Consider the following 17,040-nt stretch of genomic DNA (forward strand, 5'->3'; position numbering starts at 1 on the left):
GCAGGCGCGCCGAGAGTAAGGCCTCCGAGCGCCCATGGCACCATGAACCGTGATGTCTCCTTCAGTTGCTTCTCCCGCGCAGACCGTCCCGGCGGCCCGTCGCGCCCTGTCCGGTGCGCCGTTCCTGGCCGCAGCGCGCGGCGAACGCCCGGCTCACACCCCCATCTGGTTCATGCGCCAGGCGGGCCGGTCGCTGCCCGAGTACCGGGCGCTGCGCGAGGGCACCTCGATGTTCGAGGCGTGCTTCGACCCCGAGATGCTCGCCGAGATCACGCTCCAGCCGATCCGCCGTCACGGCGTCGACGCGGCCATTCTCTTCAGTGACATCGTCGTCCCGCTCAAGGCGGCGGGCCTCGACATCGACATCGTCGCGGGCACCGGACCGGTCGTCGCCGAGCCGATCCGCGACGCCGCGGGTGTGCGCGCGCTGCCGGTGCTGGAACCGGAGCAGGTGGAGCGGGTCGCCGAGGGCGTCCGGCTGCTGGTCGGGTCGCTGGGCGAGACGCCGCTGATCGGGTTCGCGGGCGCGCCGTTCACGCTGGCCTCGTACCTCATCGAGGGCGGGCCGAGCCGCAACCACGAGCACACCAAAGCGCTCATGCACTCCGAGCCCCAGCTGTGGCACGAGCTGGCGGGGCGCCTGGCGGACATGGCGATCACCTTCCTCTCCGCGCAGCTCGACGCCGGGGCCGACGCGATCCAGCTGTTCGACTCGTGGGCGGGCGCGCTCTCGGAGCGGGACTACCGCGAGTTCGTCCTGCCGCATTCGGCGAAGGTGCTGTCCGCGGTCGCGGGTTACGGCGTTCCCCGCATCCACTTCGGCGTCGGCACCGGCGAACTGCTGGTGGCCATGCGCGATGCGGGCGCCGACGTGGTCGGCGTCGACTGGCGCATCCCGCTCGACGAAGCCGTCCGGCGGCTCGGCGGCGGCGTGGTCCAGGGCAACCTCGACCCGGCGCTGCTGCACGCCTCGTGGCCGGTGATCGAAGCGGAGGTCCGGCGCATCCACGCCGAGGGCCGCGCCGCCGACGGCCACATCTTCAACCTCGGCCACGGCGTGCTGCCCGGTGTCGACCCGGACGTCTTGACGCGCGTGGTCGGGCTGGTGCACGAGCTCCAGCCGTGAAGACCATCGCCGTCGTCGGTGGCGGTATCTCGGGACTGACCGCGGCGTACCGGCTGCGGACGCTGCTGGGTGAGGACGCCCGGATCGTCGTCTTCGAGGCGACCGGGTCGCTCGGCGGGAAGCTCCGCACCGTCGAACTCGCCGGTGAGCGCTACGACGTCGGAGCGGAGGCTTTCCTCGCCCGCCGTCCCGAAGCGCTCGCGCTGGTGCGTGAGATCGGGCTGGGCGAAAGCCTCGTCCACCCCACCAAGGCCCGCGCCAAGATCCACGCCGGTGGTTCCGTGCTCGGCCTGCCGCCGGGCACGGTCATGGGCGTTCCCGCCTCGGCCGACGCGGTCGCCGGGGTGCTGTCGGAGAAGGGCCGCGCACTGGTCGAGGCCGAGGCCTCACTGTCTCCGGTGGAACTGCCCGCCGGTGACGTGCCGCTCGGCCCGCTGCTGCGCGAGCGCTTCGGCGACGAACTGGTCGACCGCCTCGTCGATCCACTGCTCGGCGGGGTCTACGCCGGGGGAGCGGACGGCCTCGGCCTGCGCGCGACCATGCCCGGTCTCGCGTCCGCGATCGATCGCGGCGCGCGCTCGCTCACCGAAGGCGCCGCCTCGCTCATGCCCGCCTCCCCGAGTACGGCGCCGGTCTTCGGCACGCTGCTGGGCGGGCTCGGGACACTGATCGTCCGGCTCGCGGACCTGTCCCGCGCCGAGATCCGGACCGGGACCACGGTGACAACGCTCGAACGCACCGCCGCCGGCTGGAAGGTCGACGATCTCGATGCCGACGCGGTCCTTCTCGCCGTCCCGGCGCCTTCGGCACGACGGCTGCTCGACGGTGTCGCAGGAGTGGCCTCGTCGGTGTTCGCGAAGGTCGGACTCGCGTCGATGGCGGTGATCGCACTCGCGCTTCCGCCGGGGACCGCGTTGCCGGAGTCGTCCGGAGTGCTGATCGGCGCGGGGGAACGGGACGCGGCCGGGAAGCCGTTCGCCGCCAAGGCGTTCACCTTCTCCTCCCGCAAGTGGGCGCAGTACGGCGAAGGTCCGGTGCTGGTGCGCGGGTCGGTCGGCCGCTTCGGCGAACCGGGCGCGCTGCACGCCGACGACGACGAACTCGTCCGCGTGGTCCGCGACGATCTGGCGCGGCTGACCGGGGTCACCGCCGAACCGATCGACACCCTCGTGACCCGCTGGGGCGGCGGGCTCCCGCAGTACGGCACCGGGCACCTCGTCCGCGTCGAGCGGATCGAACGCGCCGTCGCCGGCGTCCCCGGGCTTGCCGTGGCGGGCGCGACACTGCACGGCGTGGGGATCCCGGCCTGCATCGCCACCGCCGACGCGGCCGCCCGCCGCATCGCCGGGATCACACCGACCCACGAGGGCTCCTGAGCGCGGGCAGTGCCAAGATGGCGGTATGGCGCGGCTGAACTACAACGAGCTCAATGACACCATCCGCTACACCGCCTGGTCGGTCTTCCGGGCCGAACAGGGCAAGCTCGGCGAAGACCGCGCGAAGGCGACCGCGGAGACCACCGAGTACCTCGACGCGCTGGAGGCCAAGGGCGTCGTCGTCCGCGGTGTCTACGACCTCTCGGGGCTGCGGGCCGACGCCGACTACATGATCTGGTGGCACGCCGAGGAGATCGAGCAGGTCCAGGCGGCGTACAGCGGTTTCCGGCACACCCCGCTCGGCCGCGCGTCGGCGCCGGTGTGGAGCCAGGTCGCGCTGCACCGCCCGGCGGAGTTCAACAAGAGCCACATCCCGGCGTTCCTCGCCGGTGAAGAGGCCCGCAAGTTCATCTGCGTCTACCCGTTCGTCCGCTCCTACGAGTGGTACCTGCTGCCCGACGACGAGCGCCGCAAGATGCTCGCCGACCACGGCAAGGAGGCCCGCGACTACCCGGACGTCCGCGCCAACACGGTCGCGTCGTTCGCGCTGGGCGACTACGAGTGGATCCTGGCCTTCGAGGCCGACGAACTGCACCGCATCGTCGACCTGATGCGTCACCTGCGCGGCACCGAGGCCCGCCTCCACGTGCGCGAGGAGATCCCGTTCTACACCGGGACCAAGGTGGAACCGGCCGAGCTGATCGCGCTCCTGCCCTAGTGAAGGCCTCCGTGGACACTCGCGTCTGGACCACGCTCACCGGCGACACCCTCGCCGAAGACGCCGTCGAGATCACCGGCCCCGAATCGGTGCTGCCCGGGACCTTCCGGGTCGAGGAGGCGGCGACGACGAGTATCGCCGCGGCGACGCTCGCGGCGGGGGAACTGTTGCGGCTGCGGGGAATCGAGCCCGGCAAGGTCTCGGTCGACACCCGGCACGCGGCGGCGTCGTTCCACAGCGAGCAATACGTCCGCGTCGACGGGGAACCGGTCCCGTTCAGCGCGCCGCTGTCCGGCGACTACCGCGCGAACGACGGCTGGGTCCGGCTGCACTGCAACTACCCGCGCCACGTCTCCGCCGTGTGCTGGGGGCTCGGCGTGCCCGCGACCCGGGCGGCGTTCGAGAAGGTGGTCGCGGCCAAGTCGAAGTACGAGGTCGAGTCGGCCGTCATCGGCGCCGGCGGTGCCGCCGCCGTGATGCGCTCTCGCGAAGAGTGGCTGGCGCACAAGCAAGGGCAGGCGTCGTCCGCGCTGCCTGTCGCCGAGATCCGGTCACTCGGGACGTCGGAACCCGTGCGGCTGTTCGAATCCGACCGGCCGCTGGGCGGCGTGCGGATCCTGGACCTGACCCACGTCATCGCCGGACCGGTCGCGGGCCGTGTGCTCGCCGCGCACGGCGCCACCGTCATGCACATCGGTTCGGCCCAGCTGCCGACCGTGCCGCCGTTGGCCGTCGACACCGGGATGGGGAAACTCTCGGCGTACGTCGACCTGGAGACCGAAGCCGGGCGTTCGCGGCTGCGCAAGCTGATCGCCCGCGCGGACGTCGTGTTGCAGGGTTTCCGGCCGGGTTCGTTGACCGCCAAGGGTTTCTCGCCGGAAGCGATCGCCGAGCTGCGGCCGGGCATCGTGGTCGCGGACCTCTCGGCCTATGGCTGGGAAGGGCCGTGGGCACGCAGGCGCGGGTTCGACAGCCTGGTGCAGATGGCGTCGGGGATCGCCGACGAAGGTGGCAAGACGGCCGGGCTCGACGGCCCGGGACCGCTTCCGGTGCAGGCACTCGACCACGCGACCGGCTGGCTCACCGCGGCGGCGATCATGACCGCCCTCCGCCGGGCGGCCACCGAGGGCGGTAGCCAACACGTCCGCACCTCGCTCGCCGGGACCGGAGAGTGGCTGAACTCCTTGGGGCGCAAGGAAGTCGGGCCCACCGGCTTCGACGGCGGCGAATGGCTCGAAGACGTCGACGGCCAGCTCGGACGGGTCACCCGCGTGAAGATGGCCGGTACGCTGCCGGGCTCGAATCCACAATGGACGGAAGCGACGCACGCGCCGGGGAGCGATCGCCCGGTCTGGTGAAAACCGCATTCAGAGGACTAAACGCGGCGAGGGCGTAGCCAGGTCGTGAACCGGCGCCGGGGCTTCGGGACCTCGCCGCGCTCGACGAGCCACGTGCCGAAAGCGTCGGCGTAGGCCCGCGCCCGGATCGCGTCGGTCTTCGGGTGGCTCGTCGCGTACTCGCGGAAGAGCGCGCCGAACCGGTCGCCGAGGGCCTCGGCGAGATCCGGGCGAAGATAGGCGACCAGCCTGCTTTGCTTGTTGCGCAAGACGTTCGCTTCGATGCGGAGCCTGTTCGCGTCGAAGCCCGCCGGAGCGTCGCCTCCGGCGAGAAGCGCCTTGAGCAGCTCCGCCTGCTGCCCGGCGAGCCGCTCCCGAGGTGACGTCACGCCGAGACCGCTTCCCGCAGCGCGGCCAGCTCGGCCGCCAATTCGCTGTCGGACGGGTAGTCGTCGTCGCGTTCCAGGAGGACGCCGGGCGGTTCGGTGCGCCGCCGCAGCTCGCGCAGCAGATCCAGTACCTCCGGCACCACCGGGTGGGCGTGCGTGTCGTGGTAGACGCCGTCGCGTTCGACACCGCCCGCCATATGCGTGTACGCCAGCCGCTCCCACGGGATCTCGTCGAGGAACCGCTCGGGATCGGTGCCGAGGTTGCGGGCGTTGGCGTACAGGTTGGCCACGTCGACGATCAGCAGGCAGCCGGTCCGGTCGGTGAGCTCCCGCAGGAACTCCGACTCGGTGAACTCCGCGTCCGGCCACTCCAGCACCGCCGCGATGTTCTCCAGCGCGAACGGGACCTCCACGATGGACTGCGTCAGTTTGACGTTGTCCACCAGGACGTCGAGCGCTTCCCGGGTACGGGGGAGCGGCATCAGGTGCCCCGAGTCGAGGCCGCCCGCGCGCACGAAGCACACGTGGTCGCTGGCCAGCGGCGCGCCGAGCTCGCGGGTGACCTCCGCGAGGTGCTCGACGCGGGCGGTGTCCAGCGGTTCGGCCCCGCCCAGCGACAGCGAGACGGCGTGCGGCAGGACCGGCGTTCCCTTGTCGCGCAAGGCGACCAGGGTTTCCGGAAGATGCCCGGCGTGCAGGTTCTCGGCGACGACCTCGACCCAGTCGACGCCCGGCAACCGCGCGATCGAAAGGTCGAGTTCGTGCCGCCAGCCGATGCCGATGCCGAGCCGGCCGGGCCCGTCAGCCGCCACAGCCACCGCCTCCGCAGGAGCTCCCGCCGCTGCTGCACGAGCTTCCGCTGCTGCTACTGCACGAGGAACCGGAGCTGCAGGTGCTGCCGCCGCCGGACGAACCGCCGCCGAAACCGCTGGAGACCGGAGGCGGGATCAGGGCCGCGCTCAGTTCCTCGTCGGGGTAGTAGGAGAGACCGCCGAACGCGACCGCAGCCGCGGCGCCGCCCAGCACCGCGCCGCCGACGTATCCCGGTCCGTTCGGGATGCCGCGTTTGCGCTCCCGCCCGTGGGCGGACCTGGCCTTGTGGAGGATCCGGTCGCCCTCGGTGGTCGGGCGCGGGCCCATCCGCTTGTTCTTGACGGCCCTGGCGATCAGCGTCGCGAACCCGGCCGCGAACAGCAGGGGGATCAGGAAACCGACCGGGTGGTCGCCGGAGATCCCGGCGAACAGGCGCACCACACCGAGGACGAACACGGCGACATACAGGAAGAACACGACCTGGCGGATCCGCGGCGTCTGATCGGCGACGACCAGTCCGCGCGCCTCCAGATCCTTGGCGAGCGCCTGCATCGGGCCCGACATCCGCAACCGGTCGCGGATGCCGCGGGTCGTGGCGTTGTGGCCCGGCCTGGCGCCCTTGGCGACGGCCTTCTCGATCGGGTCGACGGGCTCGGGGCCGGTGAGCTGGAGCTGCTTCGAGCTGCTGACCCGCAAGGTCCCGCGGTCGACCAGTGCCGCGATGGCCGTGTCGACCACCCGGTCCGGGCCGCCGGCGAGGTACGCGAGTTCGTACACCGTCGGCTGCGGTCCGCTCATCTGGGCGCTCGGTGCTCTGGTGCCCAGTTTGGCCACGAACGTCCACACGAGACCGGCGACCAGCGGGAACACCAGCAGGACGGCGTAGATCGCCAGGAACGTGGGTCCGGGGATGCCCCAGGTGTCTTCCATCGCACGGGCCTTTCACGAGCAGGTGCACTTACCGTAGTCGGACGCGGTTCCGTCCGGTCGTGGTTCCCTGATTCGAGCATCCGACGCGGGATTCCGGCGACGGCAGTTGAACCGTCAGCCGCCGCAACCGCCGCCGCCTCCACCGCCACAGGAAGAACCGCCGCCGCAGGAGGATCCTCCGCCCCCGCACGAGGAACCGGCGAAGTACGCCCCGCCTCCGCCGCAGGTGCTCGCCGTGCCGGCTAACAGCCTGGCCTTCGTGCCGCCGTTCTTGATCAGCGTGACCGCGACGACCTGGTCGGGGAAGGCCCGCAGCCCGTGAAGGGCCACCTGCCCGGCCGCGGTGCGGGCCAGGCCGCGGTCCCAGTCGCCGTACCGGAACGCCAGCGTGCCCGCGGTGGTCGCCCGGCCCGAGCGGTCCGGCCATTGCCGCCACGCGGCCAAGCCGATCGCGCCTGCCACCCCGACGATGAGGATCACGAGCGCGCCGGCCGGCCGGTTCAGCGGGACGGCGTTCGCCAGCCGCGCGATCCCCAGCGCGAAGACGGCCGCGGACAAGGCGATCGCGTACTGCCAGCCCATCCGGCGGCGGTTCTCGGCGACCAACAGGCTTCGTTCTTCAAGGTCAGCGCGCAGCTCACGGACTACCTCGTGCCGTGCCATCTTCGAGCGCAGCTCGCGCAGGCCGATGCCGTTGCCGTGCACGAGCGAGACGACCGCGCGCTCGAAGGGGTCGGCCGGGGCCGGTTTGATCGGGTGCAGGAGGCCGCGTCCGTCCAGCCGCAGGGAGTGCTTTTCGAGCAGGCCGGCGACGGCGGTGTCGGTGACCCGCTCCGCGCCGTCCGCCAGCGCGGCCAGGTGGTAGAGACCCGGCACCGACCTGGCGCCGACCTGGCGCCGGTGTCACGGCGCAGCCACAGCTCGTTCGCCACGGCGAGCGCGATCGGCAGTACGGCGCAGACTCCGTAGAGCCAGGCGAAAGCCGGTCCGGGGATTCCCCAAGGTTCGTTCATGAAACACCGCCCTCCCCGACGTGTCCTGTTTCTCGGGAACGCGCTGGGAAGGGCGGTGGTTGGCTTCGTTCGGTTACGACTCGGGAACGAGCTTCAGCGAGATCGAGTTGATGCAGTACCGCTGATCCGTCGGCGTGGCGTAACCCTCGCCTTCGAAGACGTGCCCGAGGTGGCTGTGGCACGACTTGCACAGCACCTCGATCCGGCGCATCCCCATGGTGGTGTCCTCGCGGAGGAGGACGGCATCGGTGTCGGCCGGGTCGTAGAACGACGGCCAGCCGCAGTGGCTCTCGAATTTCGTGTCGCTGCGGAACAGCTCGGCGCCACAGGCTCGGCACTGGTAGACACCGGTGGTCTTCTCATCGGTGTACTCACCGGTGAAGGGGCGCTCGGTGCCCGCCTGGCGAAGGACGGCGTACTCGTCGGGGCTGAGCTGCTCCCGCCATTCCTGCTCGGACTTGACCACGCGCGGCGTGGCTCCGACAACGGGTTTCATGCCTTTCACCGGTTCCACGTTACCCCGCGAGCCACGCGATGGCCCGGCCGATGATGTCCCATGCGGTGACCATCACGCCGAGCACGATGAGGACCACGACCAGTGCCGAAATCCACCAGCGCAGACCGCCGAGACGGTTGCTGGAGTCGGCGAAATCGGAGACACCGTCGAGGCAGGCTTCCACGGTGAAGTTCGGGCCGCAGCGTTCGATGCGGTCGAGATGCTCGGCGAAGGCACGAGCTTCGGGGTCGTACGGGTCGAGACCTACCAGGTCCTCCTCGAAGCGAGGATTCCGGCGAGGTCCGAAAGGTCCGCTATCGGCCATACCGGCAACAGTAAGCCACGATCGGCCGTTGGCCTACCACCAGCGAGGCGGGTCTCACCACCGCCACGCACCGATTGCCTACTGGTTGCCCTGTGCGCTGCGGGTGTCTCCGGCGATCAGCAGCTGACCACCGCCGCCGTCGATGACGCGGACGGTCTTCGCCTCCGAGCCGCCGGACTTGAACGTGAGGTTGATGGTGATGTCGACCGAGCCGTCGGCGTTGTTGCCTTTGTTGGCACTGGCGCCCTTGTAACTGCTCAGCTGGTTCGTGGCCCAGTACTCCTGGTACTTCCCCTGGTCGCCGTACACCGCTTGGGCGTCGGGAGTCAGCATCGCCCAGCCTTCGGGCGAGCCGGCGCTGCTGTAGAAGTCCACGACCCGCTGCCCGGCGGGCTGGTACCCGATCTTGCCGCCGCTCGACGACGCGGAAGACGAGGGCGCGCTGCTCTTGGAGCCGCTCTTTGAGGGTGTCGCCGGGGCAGAGGTCTGCGGGTTCGCCCCGGCGTTGCCACCCGGGGTGTTGCCCCCGTTGCTCGAGTTCAGGACCAGGAACACGATCACGGCGATCACCACGACCGCGGCACCGGCGCCCGCGAACAGGACGGCCTTGCGCTTGGCGTCGGCGGGCTTGGCCTGCGACGGCCGCATCGGAGCGGCCGCGGACGGCGGCGGGCTCATCGCGGCGACCGGGCGCGGCGGCGTGTTCGGCGGGGCGGACGGCGAGCGCATCGGGATGAACGCGGCCGTCGGCGTGTGCGTCTTGGCGGGAGGCGGGGGAGCGGCCGCGGCGACCGGCTTGTCGGTCCGCTGCCATGGCGGGCGGTCTCCGCCGGGGATGCCGTGTCCGGGCGTGTCGGGCACGGCGGGCTGTCTACCGCCGCCCGCTCCGAAGAGCCGCGGCGACGCGGCCGTGCCCGCGCCGGATTCGTTCGCCGCCAGCGCGGCGAGGCGCTCGCGGGCCTCGGCCATGGTGGGGCGCTCGGTCGGCTCGGTGCGCAGGAGGCTCATCAGCAGCGCCGTCGCGGGGCCCGCCTGCTGCGGCGGGTTGATCTGCCCGTTCGCGGCCGCGTACAGCAGGGCCAGCTGGTTGGAGCTGTTCCCGTACGGCGTCTGGCCCTCGATCGCCTGGTAGAGCGTCGCGCCGAGCGCGAAGACGTCGGAGCTGGGCACCGGGTCCGAGCCGCGCGCCAGCTCGGGCGCGAGGTACGCCGGGGTGCCGCCGATCAGGCCGGTCTGGGTGAGCGTCATGTCGCCGGCCGCGCGGGAGATGCCGAAGTCGGTGATCTTCGCGGTGCCGGCCTCGTCGATCAGGATGTTCCCGGGCTTGACGTCGCGGTGCACGATCCCGGCGCGGTGCGCGGCGACCAGCGCCGACGCGACCTGCTCGCCGATCTTCGCGACGCGCCCCAGCGGCAGCGTGCCTTCATCGGAGATGATCGCCGAGAGGCTCGGGCCGTTCAGGTACTCCATCACCAGGCAGGGGTCGCCGCCGTGCTCGGCGATGTCGAACACCACGATCGCGTTCGGGTGCTGGAAGCGGGCCGCGTTCTTCGCCTCGCGCATGGCGCGCTGGCGCATGTTGTCGCGTTCGGCCTCGGAGACACCCGGCTGCGGGAGGATCTGCTTGACCGCCACCGAGCGCTCGAGGCGGACATCGATGGCACGCCAGACCACCCCCATGGCACCGCTACCAATTTGCTCGACCAGGCGGTAGTGCCCAGCGATCAGCTGACCGGTGTCGATGGCGACTGCTCCTGACACATTCTTTGACGAACACATCCCGGGTGATGGTGGCGTTACGCGACCTGACAGGTCCCGCGCACCCGATCGAGTGTAGCGGGCGGCGGTTTCGGCTCCCCGTCAGCTCGCCGGTGCGGAGGCGGGCAATTCTTCCTCGCCGCTCGGTTCGGGTACCGGGCGGGCCTTGCGCCGGAACACCTTCACCAGCCCGATGGCCCCCGCGGCGGCGAACACGGCGTAACAGATCAGCAGGGCGGGAGGCGTTTCCCCGGTCAGCGCGTCGCCGAGCACGACGACCGCGACCGTACCCGGCAGGCTGCCGAGCGCGGTCCCGAGCAGATACGGAGCGAAACGGACGGATGACACTCCGCACAGGTAACTGAACGGAGCGAACGGCACCATCGGGATCAGCCGTAAGGAGGTGATCGCGAGAACGCCGCCGTCCGAAAGCCGGTCGTTGACCGCGCGGACCTTCGCTCGGTGCAGGTGCCGGGTGACCAGATCGCGGCCCAGTGCCCGCGAAAGGGCGAACGAGAGCGCCGAGGCGACCGTGGTCGCCAGGATGCCGACGACGATCCCCGTCGTGGCGCCGAGCAGCAGCCCGCCCGCCAGGTTGAACACGGTGCGCGGGATCGGCGCCACCGTCAGCACCGAATAGACCAGGAAGAACACCAGCGGAGTGGCCGGGCCGGTCTCGGCGGCCCACGCCCGCAGCCCGGCCGGGCTCGGGATCGGCAGCAGCACCGCCGCCGCCACGAACAGGGCGAGCACGGTGAGCGCGAGGATTAATTTGGTACGCCCGGACACCGCGTCAACCGTACCGTGTCCGCTGTGATCGAAACCGAGGCGCTGCGGACGCAGCCCGAACTCGACGGCGAGAACGTCGTGCTCACGCAGCTCGACGAGACCTACTTCGAACCCGCGTGGCAGGCATCGGGGGAGCCGGAGACGAACCGGCTGACCGGCACCCACGCCACGTTCACCGAGGAGCAGATCCGCAAGTGGCTCGCCTCCAGGCCGGGTCTCGACGACCGGGCGGACTACGCGATCCTCCGCAAGGAAGACCGCGCCTACGTCGGCGAGGTGGTGCTCTCCGGGATCGACGAAGACAACCGCTCCGGGGCCTTTCGGATCGCGCTGACCGGCCCGGAAGTCTTCGGCAAGGGCTACGGCACCGAGGCGACCAAGCTGCTCCTGGATTACGCGTTCGACGTGGTCGGCCTGCACCGGGTCTCGCTGGAGGTCTTCGACTACAACCCGCGGGCCCAGCGCGTCTACGAGAAGGCCGGGTTCGTCCGTGAGGGAATTCAACGGGAAGCGCTGTGGTGGGACGGCGAATGGCATGACGTCGTCACGATGGCGGTTCTGAAGACCGATCCCCGGCCCTGATCGGCGATACGGTGGGCGCATGCCCAAGAACGGTGAGCCGATCGAGGTCGAGGCAGGCGAGCGCAAGGTCCGGGTGTCCAGCCCGGACAAGGTGTACTTCCCGGCCCGCGGGATCACGAAGCGCCAGGTCGTGGAGCACTACGTCGCGGTCGGCGAGCCGTTGCTGCGCGCGATCGGGGAGCGGCCGACGACGCTGAAGCGCTACGTCGACGGCGTCGAGGGCGAGTGGTTCTACGCCAAGCGCGTGCCGAAGGGCGCCCCGGATTGGGTGGAAACCGCGAAGATCACCTTCCCGTCGGGCCGGACCGCCGAGGAGGTCTGCCCGACCGAGCCCGCCGTGTTCGCCTGGGCGGCGAATCTGGGCACCTTCGACTTCCACCCGTGGCCCGTGCGGCGGCCCGACGTCGACCATCCCGACGAACTCCGCATCGACGTGGACCCGCCGGACGAGGCCGGGTTCTCCGACGCGGTCGAGGTCGCGGGCGTGGTGCGCGAGGTCCTCGACTCGGCGGGGCTGGTCGGTTACCCGAAGACCTCGGGCGGCCGCGGCGTGCACGTCCTGGTGCGGATCCGGCCGGAATGGGACTTCATCGACGTCCGGCACGCGGTGATCGCGCTGGGCCGCGAGGTCGAACGCCGGATCCCGGACAAGGCGACCATCGCGTGGTGGAAGGAAGAACGCGGCGGCCGCGTCTTCATCGACTACAACCAGGCCGCGCGCGATCGCACGGTGGCGTCGTCCTGGTCGGTCCGGGGCACCCCGCGGGCGACGGTGTCGACGCCGCTGACCTGGGATCTGCTGACCGAGGTGGACCCGGACGATTTCGACGTCCTCACCGCGGGCGCCTTCTACGCCGAACGTGGCGACCTCCACGCGCCGATGGACGAGCAGGCGTTCGGCATCGAGACGCTGCTGGAGTGGTACGCGCGGGACGAGCGCGACCACGGGCTCGGCGAGATGCCGTATCCGCCGGATTACCCGAAGATGCCCGGCGAGCCGAAGCGCGTCCAGCCCAGCAAGGCGCGGGACGACACCTAGGCGCTGTCCTGCAGGTCGTGTTCGCGGTCTTCGCGCCCAGGTGCTCCCTGACGGCACGGGCGGATGCGGCCGAGTACGACCCGGTACGAGGCCGATCCGCCCGCACCCTCAGGAACCACCTGGATCACGAAGCCCATCGAACAGACCTGCGGGACAGCGCCTAGACCCGGGTGAACTCACACCCCGCGACCTGCACGTACTCGCCTTTGCGGGCGGTGAACCGCGCGGCGCCCGTGGTCAGCTGGTCGGCCACGATCTTCGACGCGCCTTCGGGCCGGAGCCGCGCCCAGTAGCAGTGCCCGTTGCCGCCCGGCGCCGGTCCGGGTGAGCGGTACGAGCCCGCCGGGATCTCGGTGCCGACCAGATAGGTCCCGTCGGCGAAGCGCTCCGCCGCCGCGGCGACGGAGGCGCGTCCCGAGGTGACCGGAGGTGCCGGGACGGTCACGGTCGGCGCGGACGCGGCCTCCGCGGTGACGGTCACCGTCGCCGGGGCGGCGGGCGGCGCGACAGGTTCCCCCTGCCGGGTGGCCGCGACCACACCGGCGCCCGCGCCGAGAGTGAGCGCGACGGCGAGCCCGGCCACGACGGGGAACGCATTTCGTGACGAGCTGTGCGGTATCGGTGACCAATTCGCGCCCGGCATCAGTCTCTTCTTCGTTTTGCTCGCGGAGTGATTGCGCTTTCGTGTCGATCTAGAAACCTGTTACCGCTCCGCCGGGAACCGATACAAGACTGTGTGACGCGTGGGACTCAGCCGTAACGCCGGGCTTCCTGCCAGCGACAGTTCCCTCCGAACACTAGGCTGGGGGAGACGAAGGAGTACCCGTGGACGACCTGATCGCCTTTCTCGCCGCGCGTGTGGGGCAACGCCAGGCGTTGATCATGCAGGCGGTCAAGAAAACCGAGATCAACGAATCGCTCAATCGCGGTGAGACCAAGGTCGTCATCGAAAAGAAGATCCGCTCGCTCAACGACATCGAACTCGACGCGGTCAATCAGATGATCAACGAGATCGAGGCGACCCGGCGGCTCTTGCAGGCGCATCGCACCACGGTTTCGGAGAAGGTCCCGGGATTCCCCTTGTACGGCAACGAGTACTGGTGCGAGACGTGCCATGTGCCCGCCGACGAGGCCGGCACGAACTGGTGCCTGACCCTGCGGCTGCTCGCCCTGCCGCACGCCGACCACCCGGACTACAGCGAGCGCTGGCGCCCCTGAGCGGGGAATGCCCGCCGGGCCCGGACGCGTTGACCCGAGGGTGATCACGCTTTCGGTACTGGACCGGTCCCCGACCCGCCGCGGCGGCGACGCGCCCCGCGCACTGCGGGACACGGTCGCCTTCGCGCGGGACATCGAAGCGCTGGGCTATCACCGGTTCTGGGTCTCCGAACACCACAGCGTGCCCGGTGTCGCCGGTTCGGCGCCCACCGTGCTGGCGGCGGCGGTCGCCTCGGCGACCGAACGGATCCGGGTCGGCACCGGCGGCGTGATGCTGCCCAACCACCGGCCGCTCGTGGTCGCGGAACAGTTCGGTGTGCTCGAATCACTCTTCCCGGGCCGGATCGACATGGGGCTGGGGCGTTCGGTCGGGTTCACCGGCGGCGTCCGGCAGGCGCTCGGGCACGAGAAGGACGAGGCCGATCGCTTCGGCGAGCAGGTTCGCGAGCTGCTGGGCTTCCTCGCGGGCGATCAGGCGACGTATCCGGGTGTGCACGCCATTCCCGCCGAAGGACTGCGCGTGCCCGCCTTCTTGCTGGCCACCGGTGCCGGGGCGCGGCTGGCCGCGGAACTGGGACTGCCGCTGGTGATCGCGCCGGTTCGCGGCGAGGGCCCGCTGCTCGAAGCCATCGAGGGTTACCGCGCCGGGTTCCGGCCTTCCGCGCAGGCGTCACGGCCGTATGTCGTGGTGTCCACGGCCATCGCGGTCGCCGACACGACTGAACGGGCCCGGCGGTTGCTGATCCCCGAAGCGTGGTCGACGGTCTATTCGCGGACGCACGGCGTCTTCCCGCCGCTGTCCCCGGTGGAGGAGATCCTCGCCGGGCCGCTGTCGGACCGCGATCGGGAGCGGCTGGACCGGGCGCTCGACGGTCAGCTCGCCGGCACCCCGGACGAGGTGGGCGACCGGCTGGCCGACCTCGTCGCCAAAACCGGCGCCGACGAGATTTTGGTGACCACCAGCACTTTCGACCAGGCGGAGCGGCTGGAGTCCTATCGCGCGCTGGCCGAGGTCGCCGGATCGCGGAGCCTCGCCGCCGTGTCGTGATCCTTGCTAGGGTCACGGTCATGACTGCCGGGTCGGCCTTGTGCCGTGAGCGGACGGGTTCCCCGGCCGCCGCTTGATCTCCGCGCGGGCCAGAAGCCCGCCTCCGCGTAGGTGTCCTGTTCGTGGACATGCGCGGAGAGGAGGTGAATCGCATGTCTCCCAACGAAAACTGGCGGGCGTTCGTGACCGAGCACGCCGATGGCGGCGTTCTGGACGGAGTCGTCACGCGGGTCCTGCCGTTCGGCGCGTTCGTCGAAGTGGCCCCCGGGATGGAGGGGCTGTTGCCGACCGTCGGCGGAACCGGCCCGTTCGCCGCCGGGGCGGCCGTCGCGGTGCGGCTGGACAAGCTGGACGTCCAGAACCGGCGGTTCAGCCTGACCCTGGCCTGACCCGGCGCGTTTCGTCCTCTGGATGCGGTCCTTGCACACGCAACGACCGCATTCAGAGGACGAAATGCTAGAGGCGCAACAGAAGCTGGGTGAGCATGCGCTGCGCGGGGTCGTCCAGGTCGATCCCGGACACCTCGCCGGCGCGGCGCACCCGGTAGCGGACCGTGTTCGGATGGATGTTCAGCTCGCGCGCCGCGCGCCGGACGTCCCCGAACGCGTCGAGGTACGCGAGCACGGCGGGCACCAGGATGCCGCCGTGCTCGGCGTCGTGCGCGACCAGTTCGGTCAGGCGTGGGTCGCGGATCCTCGGTTGCTCGCCGAGGAACGCGAGCACCTCCGAAAGCAGGACCTCGGCGCGGACGTCGGCCAGTGAGGCGACGTCCGCGGTCTCATGCCCGCGCGCCATCGTCGCCAGCACGCGGTCCGCGTCGCCGCGCGAGGCCGCCGCGTCCGAGAGGCGAGGCACGACGCCGCCCAGCGCCGCGCGCACCCGGACGTCGAGATGCCGTTGCGCGGTGCCGACGATTTCCTTGGCCAGCGTCAAAATCCGCGCTTCGGCGTGCTCGGGCAGGTCGGGAAGGAGCGCGTAGACCCGGCCGCCGATCACGCTCACGAGCGCGCTCCGCCGGTACGCGGCGGTGTGCACGGTGATCAGGTGCACGAGTTCCGCGCGCCGCAGCTGCCGGTCGGTCGCGGCCCGGTCGCGGGGGAGCGAGAACGCCAGCACCATGGCGGGTTTCCCGGGATCCGCGCCGATGTCGTCGGCGACGGACTCGGCGTCGACACGTCCGTCGAGCAGGCCCGCCAGCAGATCCTCGCGCAGCCGGAGTTCGGGGCTGGGCAGCGTCCGATGGCGGATCAGCCGCGGTGCTAGCGCCCGGCTCGCGCCGAGCAGGGCGACCTCCGCGCTTTCGGTGAGCGGATGCGCGCCCTCCTGGACCCAGATCGTGCCCAGCGGCTGCGATCCGGCGTGGATCCCGGCCGCGATCCGCCGCCGGATGCCGAGATCGGGCCGCTCGTCGATGCGGACGATCCCTTCGCCGGCGCGAAGCCGCTGGTAGACGCCCCATTCGCGCAGCATCGCGAGATACCGTTCCGGGCCTTCGCGGCCGAGGATCGAGAGCCTGCGCAGCTCGTCCACCTCGTCGCCCGCCCGCGAATAGGCCAGCACCCGGCTCGCTGTGTCCTCGATGCTGACCAGGCCGCCGGTCAGCGTCGCGATGGTCTGCGCGAGCGAGAACAGATCGCCCAGCACCTCGCCGCTGTCCGCCTCGCCACCAGCGCGCGCCGCGTCGACCACGCCCCTGGCCAGGGCTTCGACCTGCTCCCAGCGCGCCTCGTGGCCGACCTCGATCAGCGCGATCCCCGCGTCGGCCGCGACGTTCACGACGGCCGAGCCGTTCTTGACCGCGACAGCGGCCGCTCCGGACCGCCCTGCCGCCCGGATCGCGCCGGAGGCCGACCGCCCGCGTGCGCCGATCACCAGAACGAGGTCACCCGGATGGGCGTCGGGCGGGTCCTCCGGATCGTGGATGACGACGTCCTCCACTCCGACGCCCAGCCCGCCCGGGGCCGCGAGCACCCTGACCAGCGGTTCCCCGAGCGTGGCGAGGACATGCCGGAGGGAGGCACCTGTGGTGGTATCCGTGGTCAGGTCATCACCGGATTAAGCCGATCGGACAAGATGGTCACCC

General features: G+C 71.0%; 19 protein-coding genes. 9 read left to right on the forward strand and 10 right to left on the reverse strand.

Annotated elements, in window-relative coordinates; genetic code table 11:
* Nucleotides 1–52 precede the first annotated feature (52 nt).
* From hemE to ACIRGA_RS10920, 4 genes are read left to right on the forward strand one after another with little or no spacing between them, the layout of a single operon-like run.
* Nucleotides 53–1,126, forward strand: a complete 1,074-nt coding sequence (hemE, locus tag ACIRGA_RS10905) for a uroporphyrinogen decarboxylase (RefSeq protein ID WP_400939243.1) — start codon at nucleotides 53–55, stop codon at nucleotides 1,124–1,126.
* Nucleotides 1,123–2,502, forward strand: coding sequence for a protoporphyrinogen oxidase (gene hemG / locus ACIRGA_RS10910; RefSeq protein ID WP_400939246.1), 1,380 nt, complete (start codon nucleotides 1,123–1,125; stop codon nucleotides 2,500–2,502). The genes hemE and hemG overlap by 4 nt, the downstream gene beginning before the upstream one ends.
* Nucleotides 2,503–2,527: 25 nt before the next feature.
* Nucleotides 2,528–3,220, forward strand: coding sequence for a hydrogen peroxide-dependent heme synthase (hemQ, locus tag ACIRGA_RS10915; protein WP_126731581.1), 693 nt, complete (start codon nucleotides 2,528–2,530; stop codon nucleotides 3,218–3,220).
* A gap of 11 nt (nucleotides 3,221–3,231) precedes the next feature.
* On the forward strand, nucleotides 3,232–4,578 hold the full coding sequence (locus ACIRGA_RS10920) for a CoA transferase (RefSeq protein WP_400939249.1): 1,347 nt from the start codon (nucleotides 3,232–3,234) through the stop codon (nucleotides 4,576–4,578).
* A 17-nt stretch (nucleotides 4,579–4,595) separates the two neighbouring features.
* Here ACIRGA_RS10920 and ACIRGA_RS10925 read toward each other — a convergent pair whose 3' ends face one another.
* From ACIRGA_RS10925 to ACIRGA_RS10960, 8 genes are all read right to left on the reverse strand, one after another.
* Nucleotides 4,596–4,946 (reverse strand): hypothetical protein, encoded by a 351-nt coding sequence (locus ACIRGA_RS10925; protein ID WP_400939252.1) that lies wholly within the window; start codon nucleotides 4,944–4,946, stop codon nucleotides 4,596–4,598.
* Nucleotides 4,943–5,758 (reverse strand): DUF692 domain-containing protein, encoded by an 816-nt coding sequence (locus tag ACIRGA_RS10930; RefSeq protein WP_400939255.1) that lies wholly within the window; start codon nucleotides 5,756–5,758, stop codon nucleotides 4,943–4,945. The genes ACIRGA_RS10925 and ACIRGA_RS10930 overlap by 4 nt, the downstream gene beginning before the upstream one ends.
* The gene (locus ACIRGA_RS10935; protein ID WP_400939258.1) at nucleotides 5,748–6,689 is read right to left on the reverse strand and encodes a TIGR04222 domain-containing membrane protein; all 942 of its coding nucleotides are present in this window, start codon (nucleotides 6,687–6,689) and stop codon (nucleotides 5,748–5,750) included. The genes ACIRGA_RS10930 and ACIRGA_RS10935 overlap by 11 nt, the downstream gene beginning before the upstream one ends.
* A gap of 114 nt (nucleotides 6,690–6,803) precedes the next feature.
* On the reverse strand, nucleotides 6,804–7,565 hold the full coding sequence (locus tag ACIRGA_RS10940; protein WP_400939260.1) for a TIGR04222 domain-containing membrane protein: 762 nt from the start codon (nucleotides 7,563–7,565) through the stop codon (nucleotides 6,804–6,806).
* A 210-nt stretch (nucleotides 7,566–7,775) separates the two neighbouring features.
* Entirely contained in the window at nucleotides 7,776–8,198 is a 423-nt protein-coding gene (msrB, locus tag ACIRGA_RS10945) for a peptide-methionine (R)-S-oxide reductase MsrB (protein ID WP_034318341.1), read from the reverse strand.
* Between the two features lie 19 nt (nucleotides 8,199–8,217).
* Complete coding sequence (locus ACIRGA_RS10950; protein WP_400939263.1) at nucleotides 8,218–8,523, reverse strand: hypothetical protein; 306 nt, start codon at nucleotides 8,521–8,523, stop codon at nucleotides 8,218–8,220.
* A gap of 78 nt (nucleotides 8,524–8,601) precedes the next feature.
* A complete protein-coding gene (locus ACIRGA_RS10955) occupies nucleotides 8,602–10,251 on the reverse strand; it encodes a protein kinase (RefSeq protein ID WP_400939454.1) in 1,650 nt (549 codons plus the stop codon).
* Nucleotides 10,252–10,383: 132 nt separating this feature from the next.
* Nucleotides 10,384–11,070, reverse strand: coding sequence for a TVP38/TMEM64 family protein (locus ACIRGA_RS10960; protein WP_400939265.1), 687 nt, complete (start codon nucleotides 11,068–11,070; stop codon nucleotides 10,384–10,386).
* 24 nt (nucleotides 11,071–11,094) lie between these two features.
* Between ACIRGA_RS10960 and ACIRGA_RS10965 the strand changes: the two genes are divergently transcribed.
* The gene (locus ACIRGA_RS10965) at nucleotides 11,095–11,652 is read left to right on the forward strand and encodes a GNAT family N-acetyltransferase (RefSeq protein ID WP_400939268.1); all 558 of its coding nucleotides are present in this window, start codon (nucleotides 11,095–11,097) and stop codon (nucleotides 11,650–11,652) included.
* 19 nt (nucleotides 11,653–11,671) lie between these two features.
* Nucleotides 11,672–12,691, forward strand: coding sequence for a DNA polymerase domain-containing protein (locus ACIRGA_RS10970; protein ID WP_400939271.1), 1,020 nt, complete (start codon nucleotides 11,672–11,674; stop codon nucleotides 12,689–12,691).
* Nucleotides 12,692–12,851: 160 nt separating this feature from the next.
* Here ACIRGA_RS10970 and ACIRGA_RS10975 read toward each other — a convergent pair whose 3' ends face one another.
* A complete protein-coding gene (locus ACIRGA_RS10975) occupies nucleotides 12,852–13,274 on the reverse strand; it encodes a hypothetical protein (protein WP_400939273.1) in 423 nt (140 codons plus the stop codon).
* Nucleotides 13,275–13,516: 242 nt separating this feature from the next.
* On the opposite strand from ACIRGA_RS10975, the gene ACIRGA_RS10980 reads away from it, so the two are divergent.
* From ACIRGA_RS10980 to ACIRGA_RS10990, 3 genes are all read left to right on the forward strand, one after another.
* A complete protein-coding gene (locus ACIRGA_RS10980) occupies nucleotides 13,517–13,909 on the forward strand; it encodes a DUF6221 family protein (protein WP_016333007.1) in 393 nt (130 codons plus the stop codon).
* A gap of 7 nt (nucleotides 13,910–13,916) precedes the next feature.
* Entirely contained in the window at nucleotides 13,917–14,957 is a 1,041-nt protein-coding gene (locus ACIRGA_RS10985; protein ID WP_400939276.1) for an LLM class flavin-dependent oxidoreductase, read from the forward strand.
* 152 nt (nucleotides 14,958–15,109) lie between these two features.
* Complete coding sequence (locus ACIRGA_RS10990) at nucleotides 15,110–15,346, forward strand: S1 RNA-binding domain-containing protein (protein WP_400939279.1); 237 nt, start codon at nucleotides 15,110–15,112, stop codon at nucleotides 15,344–15,346.
* Between the two features lie 67 nt (nucleotides 15,347–15,413).
* Here ACIRGA_RS10990 and ACIRGA_RS10995 read toward each other — a convergent pair whose 3' ends face one another.
* Nucleotides 15,414–16,928, reverse strand: a complete 1,515-nt coding sequence (locus tag ACIRGA_RS10995; protein ID WP_400939282.1) for a PucR family transcriptional regulator — start codon at nucleotides 16,926–16,928, stop codon at nucleotides 15,414–15,416.
* Nucleotides 16,929–17,040: the final 112 nt, after the last annotated feature.

The sequence above is a fragment of the Amycolatopsis sp. NPDC102389 genome (genome assembly GCF_044765885.1).
Lineage (GTDB): Bacteria > Actinomycetota > Actinomycetes > Mycobacteriales > Pseudonocardiaceae > Amycolatopsis.

What these genes read in the sequence shown, in the direction of transcription:
- ACIRGA_RS10970 (WP_400939271.1), top strand. Translation starts at nt 11,672, where the DNA reads ATGCCCAAGAACGGTGAGCCGATCGAGGTCGAGGCAGGCGAGCGCAAG.
- hemE (WP_400939243.1), top strand. Translation starts at nt 53, where the DNA reads ATGTCTCCTTCAGTTGCTTCTCCCGCGCAGACCGTCCCGGCGGCCCGT.
- ACIRGA_RS10985 (WP_400939276.1), top strand. Translation starts at nt 13,917, where the DNA reads ATGCCCGCCGGGCCCGGACGCGTTGACCCGAGGGTGATCACGCTTTCG.
- ACIRGA_RS10950 (WP_400939263.1), bottom strand. Translation starts at nt 8,523, where the DNA reads ATGGCCGATAGCGGACCTTTCGGACCTCGCCGGAATCCTCGCTTCGAG.
- hemQ (WP_126731581.1), top strand. Translation starts at nt 2,528, where the DNA reads ATGGCGCGGCTGAACTACAACGAGCTCAATGACACCATCCGCTACACC.
- ACIRGA_RS10935 (WP_400939258.1), bottom strand. Translation starts at nt 6,689, where the DNA reads ATGGAAGACACCTGGGGCATCCCCGGACCCACGTTCCTGGCGATCTAC.
- ACIRGA_RS10990 (WP_400939279.1), top strand. Translation starts at nt 15,110, where the DNA reads ATGTCTCCCAACGAAAACTGGCGGGCGTTCGTGACCGAGCACGCCGAT.
- msrB (WP_034318341.1), bottom strand. Translation starts at nt 8,198, where the DNA reads ATGAAACCCGTTGTCGGAGCCACGCCGCGCGTGGTCAAGTCCGAGCAG.